The sequence below is a fragment of the Candidatus Micrarchaeota archaeon genome (assembly GCA_028866575.1).
Lineage (GTDB): Archaea > Micrarchaeota > Micrarchaeia > Micrarchaeales > Micrarchaeaceae > UBA12276.
Genome location: JAGWHU010000004.1, coordinates 54046 through 69878 on the forward strand (window position 1 = coordinate 54046; position 15833 = coordinate 69878).

The following is a 15833-nucleotide window of genomic DNA, read 5'->3' on the forward strand; positions in this document are numbered from 1 at the left end:
AAACTACCTTTCAGGTCAGACTGTGGGAAAATCCCTTTGCCTCAGTTCCAAGCATAATATTTATAAATTGTATTCACATATAAAAGGATGAATCCTATGGATGATCAGGAGCCAGCGGACGATTTGGTTATAGGCTCCGGAGGCAATGGCAAATCCGGCAATGACTCCTATTCCGGTAACCCCAAGCAGCAGGGCCAGCCCACGCCGCACCAGATAATCGACGAAGGGAAGCCGCTTCCTGTAATACCCATAATAGCAATTGCCGTCATACTAGTGATAGGCGGCGCCGCATTCCTTTTCCTGAAGGGCTACATACTTGCGGCCCCGACAACCACTTCAACCTCGACGATATTGTCCAGCGTGAGCCCGATAAGCGGGTGCCAGATAATAGCAAGGTCAGGCAAGTACTTCGTCCCGTCGGACATAAAGACCGCGATACAGGGCGGCGCATGCATAAACGTCTCAGCAAGCAACGTCAACATAGCCTGCGACAACAGCAGGATAGTTGGTTCAGGGCCGTTTCTGATAGTGCCCCCGTTCACCTACGGCATACAGATAATGAACGACAGCAATGTCACCGTGACCGGGTGCAAGATACTCAATTTCTCCTATGGGATATACTCCGTATCTTCCAACGGCGTCGGGCTTTCCAACAACAACGTCTCTCTGAACTTCGTTTCCAACATATACCTGAACAATACCCACAACAGCACAGTGCGCAACAACTACATGTCCAAGGCCTCCAGCACGCAGGGTTCGATGTTCCTCACAAACGGCACCAGCGGCATAACGGTACTGAACAACACGATACAGTACAACAACTATTACGGCATAAACATCAACGCCTCTAACAACACGTTCATAGACAACTTCCTGAACGGGACCCAGTACTCGTTCAGGTGCAGCGTGCCAAACAGCTTCCCGATAAGCAGCAGGGCATCCGGAAACGTATGCGCAAACAGCACCGGCTGCGGCTTCCTGGAGTGCAGGAGCGTCAACATACCTGCGAACATATCCAAGCTGGTGCTATCCAGCAGGATAAGCAGCTGCGGCTCGGTAGTAAACCCCGGCACGTACGAACTTGCATCGGACATAGACATGAGGAACTTCATCAACATATCCAACATACTGTCGGTGCTAACCCCTTGCATAAGGGTTGCATCCAAAAACGTGGTGATAAACTGCAACGGCTTCGGAATATACAACTCCACGGTTGCGGTTAGCTCATCAGGCATCCAGAACGTGACAATCAAGAACTGCAAGATCAACAATGCAGATGTGGGCATTCTGCTGAACGGGGCGACCTCCTTCAGCATACTCAACACCTCGTTCAAGAATGAGGGATACGGGATAGAGATGTACAACTCCAGCCTTAACGACCTGCTCAACGTTACCGTAACATCCGATACGAATGCCGTGCTACTGTCCTCCTCGTTCTCCAACCTTCTGCAGGACGTCAGGATACTGAACAACACATACGGGGTTTACCTCCAGAACAATTCCTACTCCAACACCTTCAACAAGGCGACGATACTGAACAACTCAAAGATGGACGTCTTCGCGACCCAGGACTCCGCAAACATCTCCTACAACCTTATGAGCTCAACCACATGCGGCTACACCACCGCGCAATGGGCCACGTGCAAGCACTTCATAGGGCCTGCAATGGCATATGTGCCGTTCTCCGAGTGCGGGACCATAAGCCAGCCGGGGAACTACATACTGCAGTCAAGCATAGCAAACGGGTACGGGCAGTGCATTCACATCACGGCAAGCAACGTAACCCTCTCCTGCGCTGGCCATGTAGTATCTGCAGGGCCAACAATTCAGGGCCCGGGTATGATGGTGTCGGATGCGCACAACGTAACAATAAACAACTGCGATTTCCTCGCATTCCCGACATCTGTCAATGTAACGCATTCTTCGCTCGTCACCCTTGAGGGGATAGGCTCCCACAATTCGAACTACGGCATCGTGCTCGACAACGTGGAAAACGGCGGCATATACAACAGCAGCGTAAACGCAACTAACAACGCGAGCATAATGCTCTACAACACAAGCAACGTCAGGATAACTAACGCCATAGTCTCCTATGGGCAGAAGCGCAACATAGCGCTGCTGGTCAACAATTCGCAGAACAACACGATAGACAACTCGATAGCGTCGCACAACTACATAGGCATGGAATTGTCGGGCAAATCCTCAAACAACACCATAATGAACAACACGATGCAGTCTGACACAAAGCTCGATTACATGTGCATAGGCAACGGCGGGATAGATTCGGAGAAAGGCGGGATAAACTACGGCACCACCAAGTCTGGCTGCCACTGGCTTGCTGCGATAACCCCGATACATCCGAAGCCGGAGTGCATTGCTGCTTCAGAGCCCAGCCTCCTATACCTGACGCAGGACTACGAGTATACGACAGGCTCGACATGCTTCACCCTGTTCGCAAACACGTCAACGATAAACTGCAACGGCCACACGATAATAGCAACGAGCGGGGGCACGTTTGCCGAATTCAAGAACTCGCAGGATTCCAGGATCGAAAACTGCTACCTCAAGGACTTCGCCGATACAATAACCGCTACGAACTCCACGGTTACCGTATTCAACAACACCGTATACGAAAGCGCCCCCGGAAGCATAGCGATCCACCTCAACGACTCAAGGCTCGGCGTAACCGTGCAGAGCAACAACGTGTCAACCTCGGGCACCGGCATATACCTGTCAAACATAGGCTCGGGATCGCTCGAGGACAATCTGGTAAGCAGGGCGAACACCGCATATTACCTGCATAACGTCACCGCGATGACCATAAAGGGCGACACCGCATATCCTGGCGCCTACTTCGGGCTCATACTGAACGATTCCCTGACCAACATACTGCAGAACAACAACATGTTCTCTTCAGGCACGGGCATCTCCTGCCTGCTCAGGTCGCAGGGCCGCTCCAACAACACCGACCTAGGCAACAACGCATGCAATAGCCAGTCCAACTGCCTTTGGCTGCAAAGCTCATCGCAGCAGTGCCCGTAATCCCTATTTAATACTTTTTTACGTATTGGTATAGGGTGCTTGGATAATGCTATTCAAGGAGCTTGCGGAATACTACGACAGGCTTGAGTCCGTATCCTCGAGGCTGAAGATGATAGAGATACTCAGCGAGCTCATGGGCAAGCTCGACGCCGACGAGGCATCCGCGGCTGTTTACATAACGCAGGGCATACTCCTACCAGCATTCGAGGGCGCGGAGATGGGGGTGGCGGACAGGCTGGTTGAGGAGGCTGCAGCTATAGCTACAGGCTACAGGAAGGAGCAGATAGAAAGCGAGTACAGGAAAACTGGCGACATGGGCCTAGCAGTGCAGAACATAAAGGAAAAAACGAAGCTGAAGGGCATCAGGAGCAGGCAGTACCGCATAAAGGAGATATACGAGGGCATGATGAGGATAGCGGATACCTCCGGGGCAGGCAGCAAGGAGAAGAAGGTGAACATGCTTGCCGACATGATCGGCGCCGGAACCCCTGCAGAGGCCAAATACATCGCTAGGTTCCCCCTGGGCCAGTTGAGGCTAGGCGTAGGGGACTCCACGATAATGGAGGCGCTCTCTGTTGCCAATACTGGGGACAGGAAGTTCAAGGCGGAAGTAGAAAGGGCATACAACATATGCAGCGACCTGGGCCTCGTAGCAAGGGAGCTCAAGGCGAAGGGAAAGCGCGCGATAGAGGACTTCAGGGTTTCGCTCTTCAAGCCGGTGAGGCCAGCGCTTGCCGAAAGGCTGGCCACGGCAGAGGACATACTGGAGCGCATGCACGGCATAGCCGCTGTGGAGCAGAAATACGACGGCTTCAGGGTGCAGGTGCACAAGGACGGCAGGAAGATAAGGCTGTTTTCCAGGAGGCTGGAGAACACCACCGAGATGTTCCCTGATATTGTAAAGGCGGTCGAGAAGGAGGTTGGTGCAGGCAGGATAATATTCGAGGGGGAGGCGCTTGCCTTCAACGAGGCTACATCCGAATACCTCCCGTTCCAGGAGACGATACAGAGGAAAAGGAAGCACGACATAGCGAAGAAGGCCGAGGAGCTTCCGCTTCACCTCTTCGCCTTCGACCTGCTTTACCTGGACGAGAAGGACTGGCTCTCCGAGCCCTACGAGAAAAGGAGGTCGAAGATAGAGGAGATACTGAAGAACGGGAAGCTGATAACCCCTACCACAAGGATAGTAACGAAATCCCCGAAGGAGCTCGACGAGTTCTTCGCCAAGTCGATAGAGAACGGCCTGGAGGGCGTTATAGCAAAGGACCTTGACGCGCCCTACATAGCCGGGGCAAGGAAGTTCTCCTGGATAAAGCTCAAGAGGAGCTACAGGGCAAAGCTCGCGGACAGCATGGACCTTGTCATACTGGGGTATTACCTCGGCCACGGGAGCAGGGCTGAATTCAAGTTCGGCGGGCTCCTGTGCGGCGTGTACAACGAGAAAAGGGACATGTTCGAGACGATATCAAGGATAGGGACCGGGTTCACCGAGGTGCAGATGGAGGAATTGAGGGACAAGCTGAACAGGATAAAGACCAAAGGCAAGCCGGCAAGGGTAGACTCCGTGATAGCCCCAGATTTCTGGGTGGACCCGAGGTACGTAGTGACGGTGAATGCAGACGAGATAACGAAGTCGCCGATGCATACGTGCGGCAGGTCAAAGAACGGGGAAGGAATAGAGATAGGATATGCCCTGAGGTTCCCCAGGCTGGTCGGAGGCGAGCATCCGATAAGGTCTGACAAGGGTCCCGAGGAAACAACCACTACTGGCGAGATAATAGAGATGTTCAAGCTCCAGAAGAAGGTGGGGCTTAAGGAATAGGAGGCATGCACGTTGCACGCAAATAAAAAATATTGGGATCCGGTAAATTTTTTTTACCCAAAGCCAAAAGGATCCGGCAAGTTATATCTGCCTGATGTTTTCTATGGTCTTGGAAAACTTCTGGACGCTTTTTGCTATGTCCTTAAGCCTGGGGTTCAGCCTGTAGCCCAGCCCGTAGCCCTTCTCGGTGCGTATGTGCGTGGGCTGTATCACGTTCAAGTCAAGCGAAAGCTCCCTCAGCGTGATTATGAGCGTCTTCCTGGTGAATTTCTTCTCCAGTACCGCGTACAGCTCCCTTGTCGTCCTGGGGGACTTCTGAAGCAGCAGGGCTATGACTGCGTAGTTCGGCCTGCTGAGCACCTTCCTTATAGCCCATACCTCATCCTTGTCTCTCTCTTTTTTCACCATGGTTACTTATCTCAAATAAAGCTTTAAAAACTTTCGCAGAAACCGAAATTCAACACCGAAACACCAAAACAACATTTATTATAAAAATATATATACTTTTACCTGACTAAACAATAATAATGCGGTATAAACACATAATAATGCAGCTCCCGAACGTTTTATTAAAGGGAATGGCCGAAAGGCGCCAGGGAATCCCTAAAGCGCTGGCAACCGCAGTGCCCTCAAGGCAGGACTACGTCCTTGCCGCAAACAGCTTGCTGGAAAGCGCTGACAGCACTGTACTCGCCTACCTCTGGCTTGCAATGGAGTCCAACCATAACATCATCGTGATAGCGGACAGCTGCGACGCTGAAGGATTCGTCGATTCGCTGTGCACGTTGGTACCGCGGTTCATGACGATGATAGACACGCGCGGAAGGATTGCGGACAGGGGCACCAACTTCACCGATGCCGTTGCCATGAAGCGGATAGGCGATGCGGGCGTCGCGAGGATTATGCAGGAATGCATTCCGGACAGGATCATAGCAGCTCTAGGAAAAGGGGGCATGGACAAAATGTTCAGCTCCTCGAAACTTGGCGTGTCTTTCATAGCATCGGTCCCTAGAGGCGCAATAGGGTACCATGTGGTAAGGGGCCTGTGCAGGCGGCTAAGGGTAAGGCCTGAAAACGCAAACATGCTCGACATATCAATAAGCCTGTCCAGAAACGGGGATAAATACGGCATAACCGCAGTCACGGAATACAGATGGCTTGACAGGGCGGAATTCGGCCTGAAGGGAAACGACTTCATATCCAAGAGGTACAGCAACATCAGGATAATAAAGGACGGCACGCTAGATGCGGTCAACGCAGCGCGCTCAAAAGTGGTTGGGGGCATGTCAAGGTCGCACCTTGCCAGCAATAGCGAGGCTCTTGGGGAATTGGGGAGGAGGGCGAGGTTCCTTGACTCGCTGCGCACCGGCAACAGCATGGGGAAAGAGACAAACCCGATCGGGCTTTATTACGAGATAAAATAGCCATTGCAAAGTGATTAAAAAGGCTAGCAATATAATATTACTGCATATGGCCTTAGTGGTGTAACGGCTGCACGGAGGACTGTGGATCCTCTAGACCGGGTCCGACATGGGCATCTTGGAACAAAAATCAAAAAGCCCAGGGAAATCCCGGCTAAGGCCCATGAAGGCCATTAACAGAATGTTCATGGCCCTAGCAGAATAGCTAAAGTGAGCTATATGGAATTAAGAGATCCTATTTATGGTAGGTTCAAGATCACAGAACCTGTTATAAAAGAGTTACTTAGATGCAAGGACCTTAATAGACTGAAATATGTATCACAGAGCGGTTTAAAGAGCTTCGACATTTCACGTGGAACAAGTTATTCTAGATGGGAACATAGCGTAGGAGTTATGCTACTATTAAGAAAGCTCAATGCCGGTTTAAATGAGCAAGTTGCAGGCTTATTGCACGACTCCTCGCATACGGCATTCTCTCATGTGATAGATTTTGTATTCCAGACCCAGAAAAATGAAAACTATGCCGGAGATAAATTAAAAGAGTTTATAGAAAATTCTGCAATAAGCATGATATTGGGTAGACATGGAATTAGTACAACTTTGATGGGTGATTACGAAGTTCATAATCGCTTCCAATTGCTAGAAAGACCGATACCTGAATTGTGCGCTGACAGGATAGACAATGGATTAAGGTACATGCTATACAGCAAAATCGACATTGATGGTTGCACGGATGATTTGATTGTTAAAAACAATCGTATCGTCTTCAAATCCAGGTTATCAGCAAAAAGGTTTGCAAAGGGATATTTAGACGGGACAAAAAAAGATTGGGGCAATGCAGAAACTGGTTTAAGGGCACATTTTCTTTCAGAGGCAATAAAACGCGGTCTGGAAAAAGACATTATCAACATTTCACAATTTCATACTGATACGGAAAGATCCATAATAAATAGCTTAAAGGCTTCAAAGGATGAAAAAATAAAGCAAGATCTAAGAAGAGTTAATGGTAAACTAAAATTTATTTTTGACAGGGATGGGGATATATATGTAAAGGAAAAAGTACGATATGTAGACCCTATGATTATAGAAAAAGGTAAAACGTTTAGGCTTACTGAAGTAGATATAAAATATAAAAAGGCAATTTATGATATGAAGGAAATGCTAAGAAAAGGATACAAAATCAGGTTAATCAACGTATGATCGGTGCATGACATGAACAAAACACGCAAGGCATGGCCAAGGCCCGTATTTCACAAAAAGCAAAAAATATTTAAACCAACTTTTTTATACTTAAATATGTCTTCTACTGAATCTGGAATTATGGATGGATCATCATGGAAAGCGGAATAAAGCAGAGGGAGAATACTGGAATAGCGGGATTAGACGAAATCCTCGGCGGCGGCCTTGAGAAAAACAAGGTCTTTCTTGTGGCCGGGGAGGTCGGGACTGGCAAGACAATCACGTGCCTGCAATTCATATATGCTGGCTTGAAGAACGGGGAAAATGCGATTTACATGACTGCAGGGGACAAGCCGGAGGACATCCTTGGCAGCGCAAGGGCCATGGGCTGGGACCTGGAAGGGTACATCAGGGACAGAAGGCTTTTCATAATAGACATGTCCCCGTATAGCTTCAAGGTCGAAGTCGGCGGAATGCTCAGCGCAAGGGAAACAATGGAGTACCTCTACAAGCACGTGACCGGCAACAACGTCGAAAGGCTGGTAATGGACTCGCTGGAGCTTATTCCCGCTTCGATAAGCGGAAACGACGTGGAGGAATTGAACTACCTGAGGGATTTGGTAAACCAGATAGAAAACAACCTGAACTGCACCACGCTAATAACCTCCATAATACCGTCAGGGACGAAAAAGCTGAGCATGTTCGGCATACTGGAGCACACGGTAAGCGGGATAATAATGCTGACAATAGACGATGAGAAGTCCCAGAGGCTAATATCCGTCAGGAAAATGAGGGCCGACGGGATAAGCCTGACAAGGCACGCATATGCAATAGAGAAAAACAAAGGGATAGTCCTTGAAGACCTCAAGATGGTGGACACCGGCCCGATGGAAATAGGCAAGAAAATACCTGATTTTTCCTTGGAGGCGCTGCATCATGCAAAGGAGGTACCAATAAACTCCTCATCATACCATGGGAAATGGCTTGTTGTCGTATTCTACCCGGGGGACTTCACGTTCATATGCCCTACGGAGCTGGAGGAGCTTGCGGACAACTACGACAAGTTCGTGTCGCTGGGCGCGGAAATAATAAGCATAAGCATGGATACCGTGTCATCGCACAAGGCGTGGTATGACGCCTCGCCAGCAATCAAGAAGATAAACTATCCCATGGGATCCGACCCAAACGGTGAGGTATCCGGATTATTCGGCATATACAAGCAGGGCAAGCCCGTGGCAAGGGCCACATTCGTCTTCGATCCAGAGGGCCTTCTGGCAATGATGGAGATAAACGAGGACAGCGTCGGCAGGAGCACGGGCGAGCTACTGAGAAAATTGACTGCGGCCAAATACGTTATGGAGCATCCCGGGGAGCTATGCCCTGCCAGCTGGCAGCCCGGAAAACAGACACTGAAGCCAAAGCCTAATTAATGGATGCCTCAAAGTATATTGCAGCATCATGCAGCAATCTGGTGTTTGTTTGATAAAAGATAGGCTTATCGAAGCGAAGGCGGTGAAATACGGGTCATTCAGCCTCGCGTCTGGGAAAAAATCAAGTTACTACGTGGACGTCAAATCTGCGCTGACCGATCCCGTGCTTCTGGATGAGGCAGCATCTGAAATATCGAAAAGGGTTTTGTCCAGGAAGATTGCAGGGGTGGAAACCGGGGCTACACCCATCCTGGTCGCGACATCGCTAAAATTGGGAATACCATTTGTCATCATAAGGAAGGAGGGGCAGGCGCACGGCATGGAAAGGCAGTTCATAGGAGAGGTATCACAAGGCGAGGAGATAGACATGATAGAGGACGTTGTGACAACCGCCAGGAGCGTTTCCAGGGGCGTGGACATACTCAGGAAGAGCGGGGCCAGGGTCACCAGGGCAATATGCATCGTCGACAGGGAGGACTCAGGCAGGGATCAGCTGCGCAGGAAGGGCGTTGAACTGCTGGAGCTGGTCAGGATATCTGATTTGGTAAGCAACCAGAAGGGATAATCTACCTCTTAGGCCTGGAAAGGGGAACGCCAACTTCCCTATTTCTGCTTCCCATGCCCGAAACTACATGTCTTCCTTTGTGGCTTTCCTTATGGATACGCTCAACGTGACAGAATTCGGGTTATACAGCTTCATCTTGAACTTGCCATACCTTATCTCCACGACATGCTTTGCCGGAAGGACTGTGCTTTTATTCTCATCCATAACATATCACCAAATACCTGATTTACTTCTCTGTAAACATTCTTATTAATTTTGCAGTGCGGCACGTTAACCTTAGCCACGTATTGCAACCAAATGAATTGTTATAAGTATTTAAATGTTGATTATTTATAGTAAATTGGTCTTGATGATGGTAAGTTTCGGCTATGAATGCGGAGTATGCGGCGCAGAATTCGATGACCAGATATCCCTGGCGGAGCACATAAGCGAAAATCACCCAAATGTGGATGTGGGCGACTTCGAGTGCTCGGTATGCGGTGCGAGATTCGAGACAAAGGAGGAATTGTACGCGCACCTGAAGAGTGCTCACCCGGGATGAACCGGTCCTAGACTTCCGGGTTAGTGTTATTTTTCCTTGCGTTGTTTATTGGAGAAATGCTTTCAGGTATTATTGCTATAAATAATAGCAGGATAAATAAATTACTAAGGTGGCCCGATGGTTGAGAAAACCCATGAAAAGCATAGAAGCCAGCACAGATATACGCCAGAAATAGGTAAGGCAAAGACAATCGGATATATAGAAACTGATTTCAACACAATATCTAGCAATCCAAGGCTCTTTAACAAGAAAAGGGTTAAATTCGTAGGTAGAATAGAAAAGATTCATAAATCAATGATGGTTCCTTATCAGAAGAACTCAATTGAAGACAAATTACCTTTAATTGGAAGCACCGACAGATTTGTGTCTGGAATATATTTAAAGAGGTCAGTATACAAACCTACGTTATCTATTGATTTGAAAGACACAAGTGAATCAGAAAGAAAAAGGTATGTTAGACTCATAATTGAAATTTCCAAAGTGGGCAAGGATTCTTTTGAAAAAGCCATCGCACTTAAACCTGGCGATTCATTAGAGGTAAAGGGGATTGTAAGCGCCATTAAAGAATCTGGGCCCGCAGTTGAAACTGTAATTAAGGACGGTCCTAACAAGGGTTTGAAAGCGCTTAGAAGTGGTGGAAAATGGGTCGAAGGCAGCCCGTCAGTTTCAGTTATTGAATACAAGGTGCTTGGCAGAGATTAAAACAGTATCAAATGGTTGTGTAATAACTACCAGTCCGTCATGTCATTTTTCCTGCTTTGACGGGGCGGTAGCAACCACGAAATTGAGCTGACGGACACGGGCTAGCGTGGCCAAAAGGTGCTGTTTTGGTAATATCTTAATATTGTCCCCTAAGTAGGTAGTATATCACAATAAAAAATCTATCCTCTCTAAATTCTATTTTTCTTGTAAAGCAGTATATCCAATTCTGATGAATCAATAACCTCTCAGGTATTCATAAACCTCTTCCCTGCTTTTAAACAACAAGAGTATTATTTTATCCTCTTTCTCTAAGATTTGATAAACTAATCGCCTGTTTTCTATTCTTATTGAATAAACATCTTTCATATGATGTAACTGATCTCCTAACTTTGTTGAGCTTGCCAGCAGTTTTGCTATGTCATCTATTCTTTGCTTGGTTTTTGCAGTGACCTTTTTGACATCTTTCTCAAATTCTCTAGCTTGCTCTATTTCCATAAAATCAGATTAGGATATGGTGTATTTTGTGGTCTTTTCCTTTCCTGATTTTATATCTTTTAGCATTTTTTGCACAGCATTTGCATATAGCTCCTCTTCTGTAAGCTTGTGTATCCTATCGAATTCAAAAAGTGCCAGCCTTATTGCCTCAGTTTTAGTTTTGGCGTAGCCGTCTTCGAGCATCTTGTCTACCACTTCGGCCACGTAACCCTTAAGCTCTATATTGATATTCGGCATAACATTACCTATAATAATTTAATAAGGAATTATTATAAATACTTTTCTATAAAATTCATGCCTGCAGCCTGACGGGGGCGTTATCTATCGTTTAAGATCGGTGTAAGACATATATCGTTTGATATAGACCCTTAAAACAGTCTGTCTCTCAGTTTATTAGATGCGGGCGTTTTGCTAAGAATACCCACAATATTTTCTAAATTTTTATCATCTATAATAAATACCATCAAATTGAATAGTCCCAGATAAAGTTCTAAAAGTATATGTGGATCAGAGAAATCTCCACTCAAACCTGTCCCTGCCTCTCTTCTTACAGCAATTTTCTTGATTTTCTTGTAGCTAATTTTCATATTTACTTTGCCTTGTTTTGAATCAAGAAATTCACCGTATATAAAATTTGGGGTGAATACCAAATTATAGTGGGCATATCCTTTATGCTCTTTTGATGCTTCATATACTGTTATTAATAAATCTGGAACTAGCTTACCTGTATTGTAACCCCAAGCAAAATAAGCATCTTTTATAGTAGCTATTACCTGCTCGTTACTCAAATCTTTCGAGAAGTCTATACCAAAGAGCGACATACCGAATCACACTATAAATCGTATTAAGGTTTTTTAAAGTTTTTGGTGGGTTCTCTCAAAATATGGACTATATTTGAACACGCTCTAGACGACAAGGCTGATTGACGGGGGCGAGATTTGAACTCGCGATCTCTAGATTTCTCGTCATAGCATAAAGCTCGTCACTCATGGTGCTAAGCACATGAGTCTAGCGCTCTACCAGGCTGAGCTACCCCGCCGATATTCCAAAACAGCTGCCATATTATTTAGACTCAATATTATTAAATAAGGTGGGAATCGGATTACGTCAGTATTGCTGCATCAGCTTTAATTCTGCTATCCTCCCGTCGCCAAACGGGTGCAAAGCACTGACAGCATTGCATTCCCTGCAGTTCCTGCAGCCACTACCAACTACGTATTCGCCCTCCTCTGTTATCCAGCACCCGCACCTTAGCATCAGTCCGGCCATGTCAAACACCATCAGTCAATCAAGTTGCCTCTCAAGGTCCTCCTTCAGCAGCTCAACGCTTGTTATCAGAGCTAGAAGTATGGAGGTTATCGTGAGGTTTACCAGAATTATGCTGAATAGGAAGTGGCTGCTCGAGAACACAAGTGCCAGTATGGCCGTGAATACCGCTGCTATGCTGATTATCATCGGGTAGATGGCCAGTCTCGCCACAATGTCTATAAGCTCCTTCGGCATTCTGTGCTTGTTGGTTATCGTTGCCTCCTTCATCTTCTCGTATATGGTACCTGCGAAAACCGCGCTTATGCTCGTTGCTGTTACAAGGGATTCCCCTATTGCAATCATCAGGGCGGTATCGCCCCTGGGTATCCCGTATGAGCCATAGTATGTGAACAAGGCGAGTATTACGAAGAACACCATGTACCTTGCCCTCATCTTCAGGTACTTCGATTTTGTCCCGATGTAGCTGTATATAGCGAAAATCAATATCAGTATTGAAACTATCACCCCTATGAAAGTGACGAACGGGTTTCTTAACGATACGAGCACCAGGTCGAGCAGTATGAACGCGCCGATTGTCTCAAGCTGCTTGCTGGACTTGATCCTCTCCTCAAGATAACCGCTCCTGTTAATTGATTTTGTCATGAACAAACCACCTTATGCAAGCAATCCGGATCCTAATAATCCCTATTATTCGGAAAGGGCAACCAAGCCTTGCCGCCCATCCTGTTTAGTTAATTCTAGGACTAAAAATATATAAAATGATGCAATGGTATGGGGTTGCATCGCAGGAAAGAACGCCGAGAATCAGAAGAAGCTACTTTTCCGAAAGTTGGTGCATAGCAGAAATGAAATAGATGATGCGATCGCCGGGATTTGAACCCGGGTTTTTGCCTTTCATCTTGGCTTTTTGATAAAACTTTTTTTTTCAAAAAGTTTCAATGGAGGGGCAAAGTCCTACCAGGCTAGACTACAATCGCATTTAATCTATAGAATAGAAGGCAAATTTATATAATCATAGCAGAACCCCTGAGAAGCGCATAGTCGCTCCGGAGCGCATCGGCGCGCCTGGCGCATATTGCGCGCTGCAGCGCCGCGTTGTTTATCTGGTCTTGGATGCCGCTATTATTATTGCCGCGGCGCCTAGTTTCGTACCCCGCCTCTTTGCCTCATCCATGGCCTTTACGGTGTATTCGGTTATCCTGTCGGCCATTATCGCCTTGAGGGCGGCTGTCGCCTCGCCATTTCCCTCGGCCATTCCGGCAAGATCCAAGACCTCATGCCAGTCGCTTCTTTCCAGGACCTCCTGCGCCTTGCTCTTTATGCGCCTTGCTACACGCTGCCTTTCCACTATATCGGCTATCCCCAAGCCGTATGCGAATCCCAACAAACCCCCTGACTATATTATGAATTTTCTAGTATTTATACATTACTGGCCTACGACGACAAAAATCTGCAAATTTATCACATCATTTGGGATTATTTGTCTTTTTGCAACAGCCTGTTCAGCTCGCCGCCGTCTATATTCAGCCTGTGCCTGGCCATTATCCTGTTGCGCATGTCGCCTATGCTTGCGCCTGCATTTCCTTTCCTTTCCTTTTCCACAAGCTTTTCCAAATCCCTTCCCTTTATTCTGATTAGGTATGCCTTCTTAAGCTTGTCATCAATCTCTTTGCTGTCCTTCGCGGCTATCTTTATAGCTTCGTCTACTGCCTGCTTTGTGAGCTTTTCTTTCACGTACAAATCGAATATGTGCACCATTGATTCGTCGCTCACATTGTCGACTTCAACGCCCTGCCTTCTGAGCTCAATAAGCTTCTGTATGAGAACATTCGCAACGAACTCCGGATCCGCATTGCTCTTGCCGACTATGTCCTTGAACAATTGCAATCGCGGCGATAGTATGAGCTGCTCGGCAATACTCGGATTCTTGACAACGGATCTGATGTAAGATTGCTCCTTATCCACATCCGGCGCGTTTTCAGCTGCGATTTTCCTGAGTTCGCTTGTGACGAATATGGGCTTTACGTCCGTTTCCGGATACATCCTCGATCCTGTCGGAAGCGGCCTAAGGAACCTTGATGTATAATTCTCGTTGTCATGTGCCACCCTTGTTTCCTTGGGAACGCCTTTCATGGCGTAATCGGCCCTCCACTTTGCGAGCTCTGCCGCCCTCGCCGCGCTGTTGCCCTTTCCTGCCACGATTATGAACGAGTCGTTTTCCGAAATGCCGAGGCGCTTCCTAAGCGCGTTTGTCTCGCCACTGCCGAACCCGTATTTACTCAAATCCTCGTCGCTGTGTATTATTCCGTGAACGCCAGCCATCTTCGAATAATCGCTTATCTCGGTGCCAAGCCTCCTTTTCGGATTTATCTCCATTCCCAATAAACCCCTGAATCCCTTGAGTGCAAGCGCGAATACCTTTCCGTCCTTGAGGTTGTGTTTTATGACTTCGACTTCCGTATCGCCGAATATGTCGGTTACTTCGACAGGCTTGCCCACGCTCGCCTTTGCATTGGTGAGTTTTTCTTTTATTGTTATCAGGTTCTCCTGCCTTTTTATCTCGTTCTCAAGGAAGCTGTCTATCGATCCCAATTCCTGCATTCCCTTTATCTCCACTCTCGCGCCCTCTTTTATCGACATGTTGACGTCCTGCCTTATGGAGCCTATGCCCCTTTGAACGGATCCTGTGAGCCTGAGCAGTGTGCCTATGTATAGCGCTACCTCCTTTGCCGTCTTTGGATTTGGTATGCTGGGATCTGTATCTATCTCTAACAAAGGTATGCCGAGCCTGTCCGTGTTGTATATTACCGATGAGCTTGAGCTTGACACTATGCCGCTCGATTCCTCCTCGAGGAACATCGACGGTATGTTTATTTTCAGGCCATCAACTTTTATGCTGCCTTCTATCCCTATCATCACGGTCCTTTGGAAGGCGCTGGGATCGCTCCCGTCCACAACCCCCTTCCTCATCGGCTGCAATTCGTCTATGAGCTTCATGCCCATTGAAGATGCAACTGAAAGCGCTATGCTTAATGCATCCGCATTCATCATGTGCGGCGGCTCCTCATCCACGTCTACAAGGCATGTGTTGTACTCGAATATGTTGTAGGTGAAGCTCCTGTTCTTGCCCTGCTCGAATTCAGCAGATACGTCTATCGAGCCGAGTTCGCCTGCCACAGCCCTCTGGGACCTTGAAACGGATGCCTCCGGCTTTGTCGATTTATCCAATATGTTGGTGCTGCAGGAGCAGAAGAGCTTCCTCGAAGTGGCAAGCCTTTGGTGTATCTCAAGGCCGCACATGAAGCCCATTCTCCTGTAGCGGTCTTCCGCATTGCCTGTTTCCTTTGCCTGATTTGATTTGGCCATG

The 15833-nt window shown here is 47.6% G+C and carries 17 protein-coding genes and 2 tRNA genes; 8 read left to right on the forward strand and 11 right to left on the reverse strand.

The window, feature by feature from the left end:
* Nucleotides 1–96 precede the first annotated feature (96 nt).
* Entirely contained in the window at nt 97–3042 is a 2946-nt protein-coding gene (locus KGI06_03175) for a right-handed parallel beta-helix repeat-containing protein (protein MDE1871216.1), read from the forward strand.
* 46 nt (nt 3043–3088) lie between these two features.
* A complete protein-coding gene (locus tag KGI06_03180) occupies nt 3089–4864 on the forward strand; it encodes an ATP-dependent DNA ligase (GenBank protein ID MDE1871217.1) in 1776 nt (591 codons plus the stop codon).
* A gap of 81 nt (nt 4865–4945) precedes the next feature.
* Here the strand turns inward: KGI06_03180 and KGI06_03185 are convergent, their stop codons facing one another.
* On the reverse strand, nt 4946–5272 hold the full coding sequence (locus tag KGI06_03185) for a hypothetical protein (GenBank protein MDE1871218.1): 327 nt from the start codon (nt 5270–5272) through the stop codon (nt 4946–4948).
* 119 nt (nt 5273–5391) lie between these two features.
* On the opposite strand from KGI06_03185, the gene KGI06_03190 reads away from it, so the two are divergent.
* The 4 genes from KGI06_03190 (at nt 5392) to KGI06_03205 (ending at nt 9459) form a co-directional block, all read left to right on the forward strand.
* A complete protein-coding gene (locus tag KGI06_03190) occupies nt 5392–6288 on the forward strand; it encodes a hypothetical protein (GenBank protein ID MDE1871219.1) in 897 nt (298 codons plus the stop codon).
* A 216-nt stretch (nt 6289–6504) separates the two neighbouring features.
* Complete coding sequence (locus tag KGI06_03195; GenBank protein ID MDE1871220.1) at nt 6505–7485, forward strand: HD domain-containing protein; 981 nt, start codon at nt 6505–6507, stop codon at nt 7483–7485.
* Between the two features lie 134 nt (nt 7486–7619).
* Nucleotides 7620–8894, forward strand: coding sequence for a redoxin domain-containing protein (locus KGI06_03200; GenBank protein MDE1871221.1), 1275 nt, complete (start codon nt 7620–7622; stop codon nt 8892–8894).
* A gap of 49 nt (nt 8895–8943) precedes the next feature.
* Complete coding sequence (locus tag KGI06_03205; protein MDE1871222.1) at nt 8944–9459, forward strand: orotate phosphoribosyltransferase; 516 nt, start codon at nt 8944–8946, stop codon at nt 9457–9459.
* 63 nt (nt 9460–9522) lie between these two features.
* On the opposite strand, the gene KGI06_03210 is transcribed toward KGI06_03205, so the two are convergent.
* Nucleotides 9523–9663 (reverse strand): hypothetical protein, encoded by a 141-nt coding sequence (locus KGI06_03210; GenBank protein ID MDE1871223.1) that lies wholly within the window; start codon nt 9661–9663, stop codon nt 9523–9525.
* Between the two features lie 145 nt (nt 9664–9808).
* Here KGI06_03210 and KGI06_03215 point away from each other — a divergent pair, with 145 nt between their 5' ends.
* On the forward strand, nt 9809–10000 hold the full coding sequence (locus KGI06_03215; protein ID MDE1871224.1) for a C2H2-type zinc finger protein: 192 nt from the start codon (nt 9809–9811) through the stop codon (nt 9998–10000).
* 117 nt (nt 10001–10117) lie between these two features.
* Nucleotides 10118–10702, forward strand: a complete 585-nt coding sequence (locus tag KGI06_03220) for a hypothetical protein (protein MDE1871225.1) — start codon at nt 10118–10120, stop codon at nt 10700–10702.
* Nucleotides 10703–10936: 234 nt separating this feature from the next.
* On the opposite strand, the gene KGI06_03225 is transcribed toward KGI06_03220, so the two are convergent.
* From KGI06_03225 to gatE, 9 genes are all read right to left on the reverse strand, one after another.
* Entirely contained in the window at nt 10937–11197 is a 261-nt protein-coding gene (locus tag KGI06_03225) for a type II toxin-antitoxin system RelE/ParE family toxin (protein ID MDE1871226.1), read from the reverse strand.
* A 9-nt stretch (nt 11198–11206) separates the two neighbouring features.
* Nucleotides 11207–11434, reverse strand: a complete 228-nt coding sequence (locus KGI06_03230) for a hypothetical protein (protein ID MDE1871227.1) — start codon at nt 11432–11434, stop codon at nt 11207–11209.
* Nucleotides 11435–11565: 131 nt separating this feature from the next.
* Entirely contained in the window at nt 11566–12018 is a 453-nt protein-coding gene (locus KGI06_03235; GenBank protein MDE1871228.1) for a hypothetical protein, read from the reverse strand.
* Between the two features lie 102 nt (nt 12019–12120).
* Nucleotides 12121–12236, reverse strand: a tRNA-Met gene (locus tag KGI06_03240).
* 68 nt (nt 12237–12304) lie between these two features.
* Nucleotides 12305–12466: a hypothetical protein gene (locus KGI06_03245; protein ID MDE1871229.1), complete on the reverse strand. Its 162-nt coding sequence runs from the start codon at nt 12464–12466 to the stop codon at nt 12305–12307.
* Nucleotides 12467–12481: 15 nt separating this feature from the next.
* Complete coding sequence (locus KGI06_03250; protein ID MDE1871230.1) at nt 12482–13108, reverse strand: hypothetical protein; 627 nt, start codon at nt 13106–13108, stop codon at nt 12482–12484.
* Nucleotides 13109–13324: 216 nt separating this feature from the next.
* Nucleotides 13325–13443, reverse strand: a tRNA-Gly gene (locus KGI06_03255).
* Between the two features lie 122 nt (nt 13444–13565).
* On the reverse strand, nt 13566–13850 hold the full coding sequence (locus KGI06_03260) for a hypothetical protein (protein MDE1871231.1): 285 nt from the start codon (nt 13848–13850) through the stop codon (nt 13566–13568).
* 92 nt (nt 13851–13942) lie between these two features.
* Nucleotides 13943–15832 carry a Glu-tRNA(Gln) amidotransferase subunit GatE gene (gene gatE, locus KGI06_03265; protein MDE1871232.1) on the reverse strand — a complete coding sequence of 630 codons (1890 nt, stop codon included), beginning with the start codon at nt 15830–15832 and terminating at the stop codon, nt 13943–13945.
* Nucleotide 15833 lies beyond the last annotated feature (1 nt).

Bases quoted from the DNA above. Each gene is read 5' to 3' on its own strand.
- KGI06_03220 (MDE1871225.1), top strand. From the start codon at position 10,118: ATGGTTGAGAAAACCCATGAAAAGCATAGAAGCCAGCACAGATATACG.
- KGI06_03195 (MDE1871220.1), top strand. From the start codon at position 6,505: ATGGAATTAAGAGATCCTATTTATGGTAGGTTCAAGATCACAGAACCT.
- KGI06_03185 (MDE1871218.1), bottom strand. From the start codon at position 5,272: ATGGTGAAAAAAGAGAGAGACAAGGATGAGGTATGGGCTATAAGGAAG.
- KGI06_03250 (MDE1871230.1), bottom strand. From the start codon at position 13,108: ATGACAAAATCAATTAACAGGAGCGGTTATCTTGAGGAGAGGATCAAG.
- KGI06_03215 (MDE1871224.1), top strand. From the start codon at position 9,809: ATGATGGTAAGTTTCGGCTATGAATGCGGAGTATGCGGCGCAGAATTC.
- KGI06_03200 (MDE1871221.1), top strand. From the start codon at position 7,620: ATGGAAAGCGGAATAAAGCAGAGGGAGAATACTGGAATAGCGGGATTA.
- KGI06_03210 (MDE1871223.1), bottom strand. From the start codon at position 9,663: ATGGATGAGAATAAAAGCACAGTCCTTCCGGCAAAGCATGTCGTGGAG.
- KGI06_03175 (MDE1871216.1), top strand. From the start codon at position 97: ATGGATGATCAGGAGCCAGCGGACGATTTGGTTATAGGCTCCGGAGGC.
- KGI06_03245 (MDE1871229.1), bottom strand. From the start codon at position 12,466: ATGGCCGGACTGATGCTAAGGTGCGGGTGCTGGATAACAGAGGAGGGC.
- KGI06_03190 (MDE1871219.1), top strand. From the start codon at position 5,392: ATGCGGTATAAACACATAATAATGCAGCTCCCGAACGTTTTATTAAAG.
- KGI06_03225 (MDE1871226.1), bottom strand. From the start codon at position 11,197: ATGGAAATAGAGCAAGCTAGAGAATTTGAGAAAGATGTCAAAAAGGTC.
- KGI06_03180 (MDE1871217.1), top strand. From the start codon at position 3,089: ATGCTATTCAAGGAGCTTGCGGAATACTACGACAGGCTTGAGTCCGTA.
- KGI06_03235 (MDE1871228.1), bottom strand. From the start codon at position 12,018: ATGTCGCTCTTTGGTATAGACTTCTCGAAAGATTTGAGTAACGAGCAG.
- gatE (MDE1871232.1), bottom strand. From the start codon at position 15,832: ATGGCCAAATCAAATCAGGCAAAGGAAACAGGCAATGCGGAAGACCGC.
- KGI06_03230 (MDE1871227.1), bottom strand. From the start codon at position 11,434: ATGCCGAATATCAATATAGAGCTTAAGGGTTACGTGGCCGAAGTGGTA.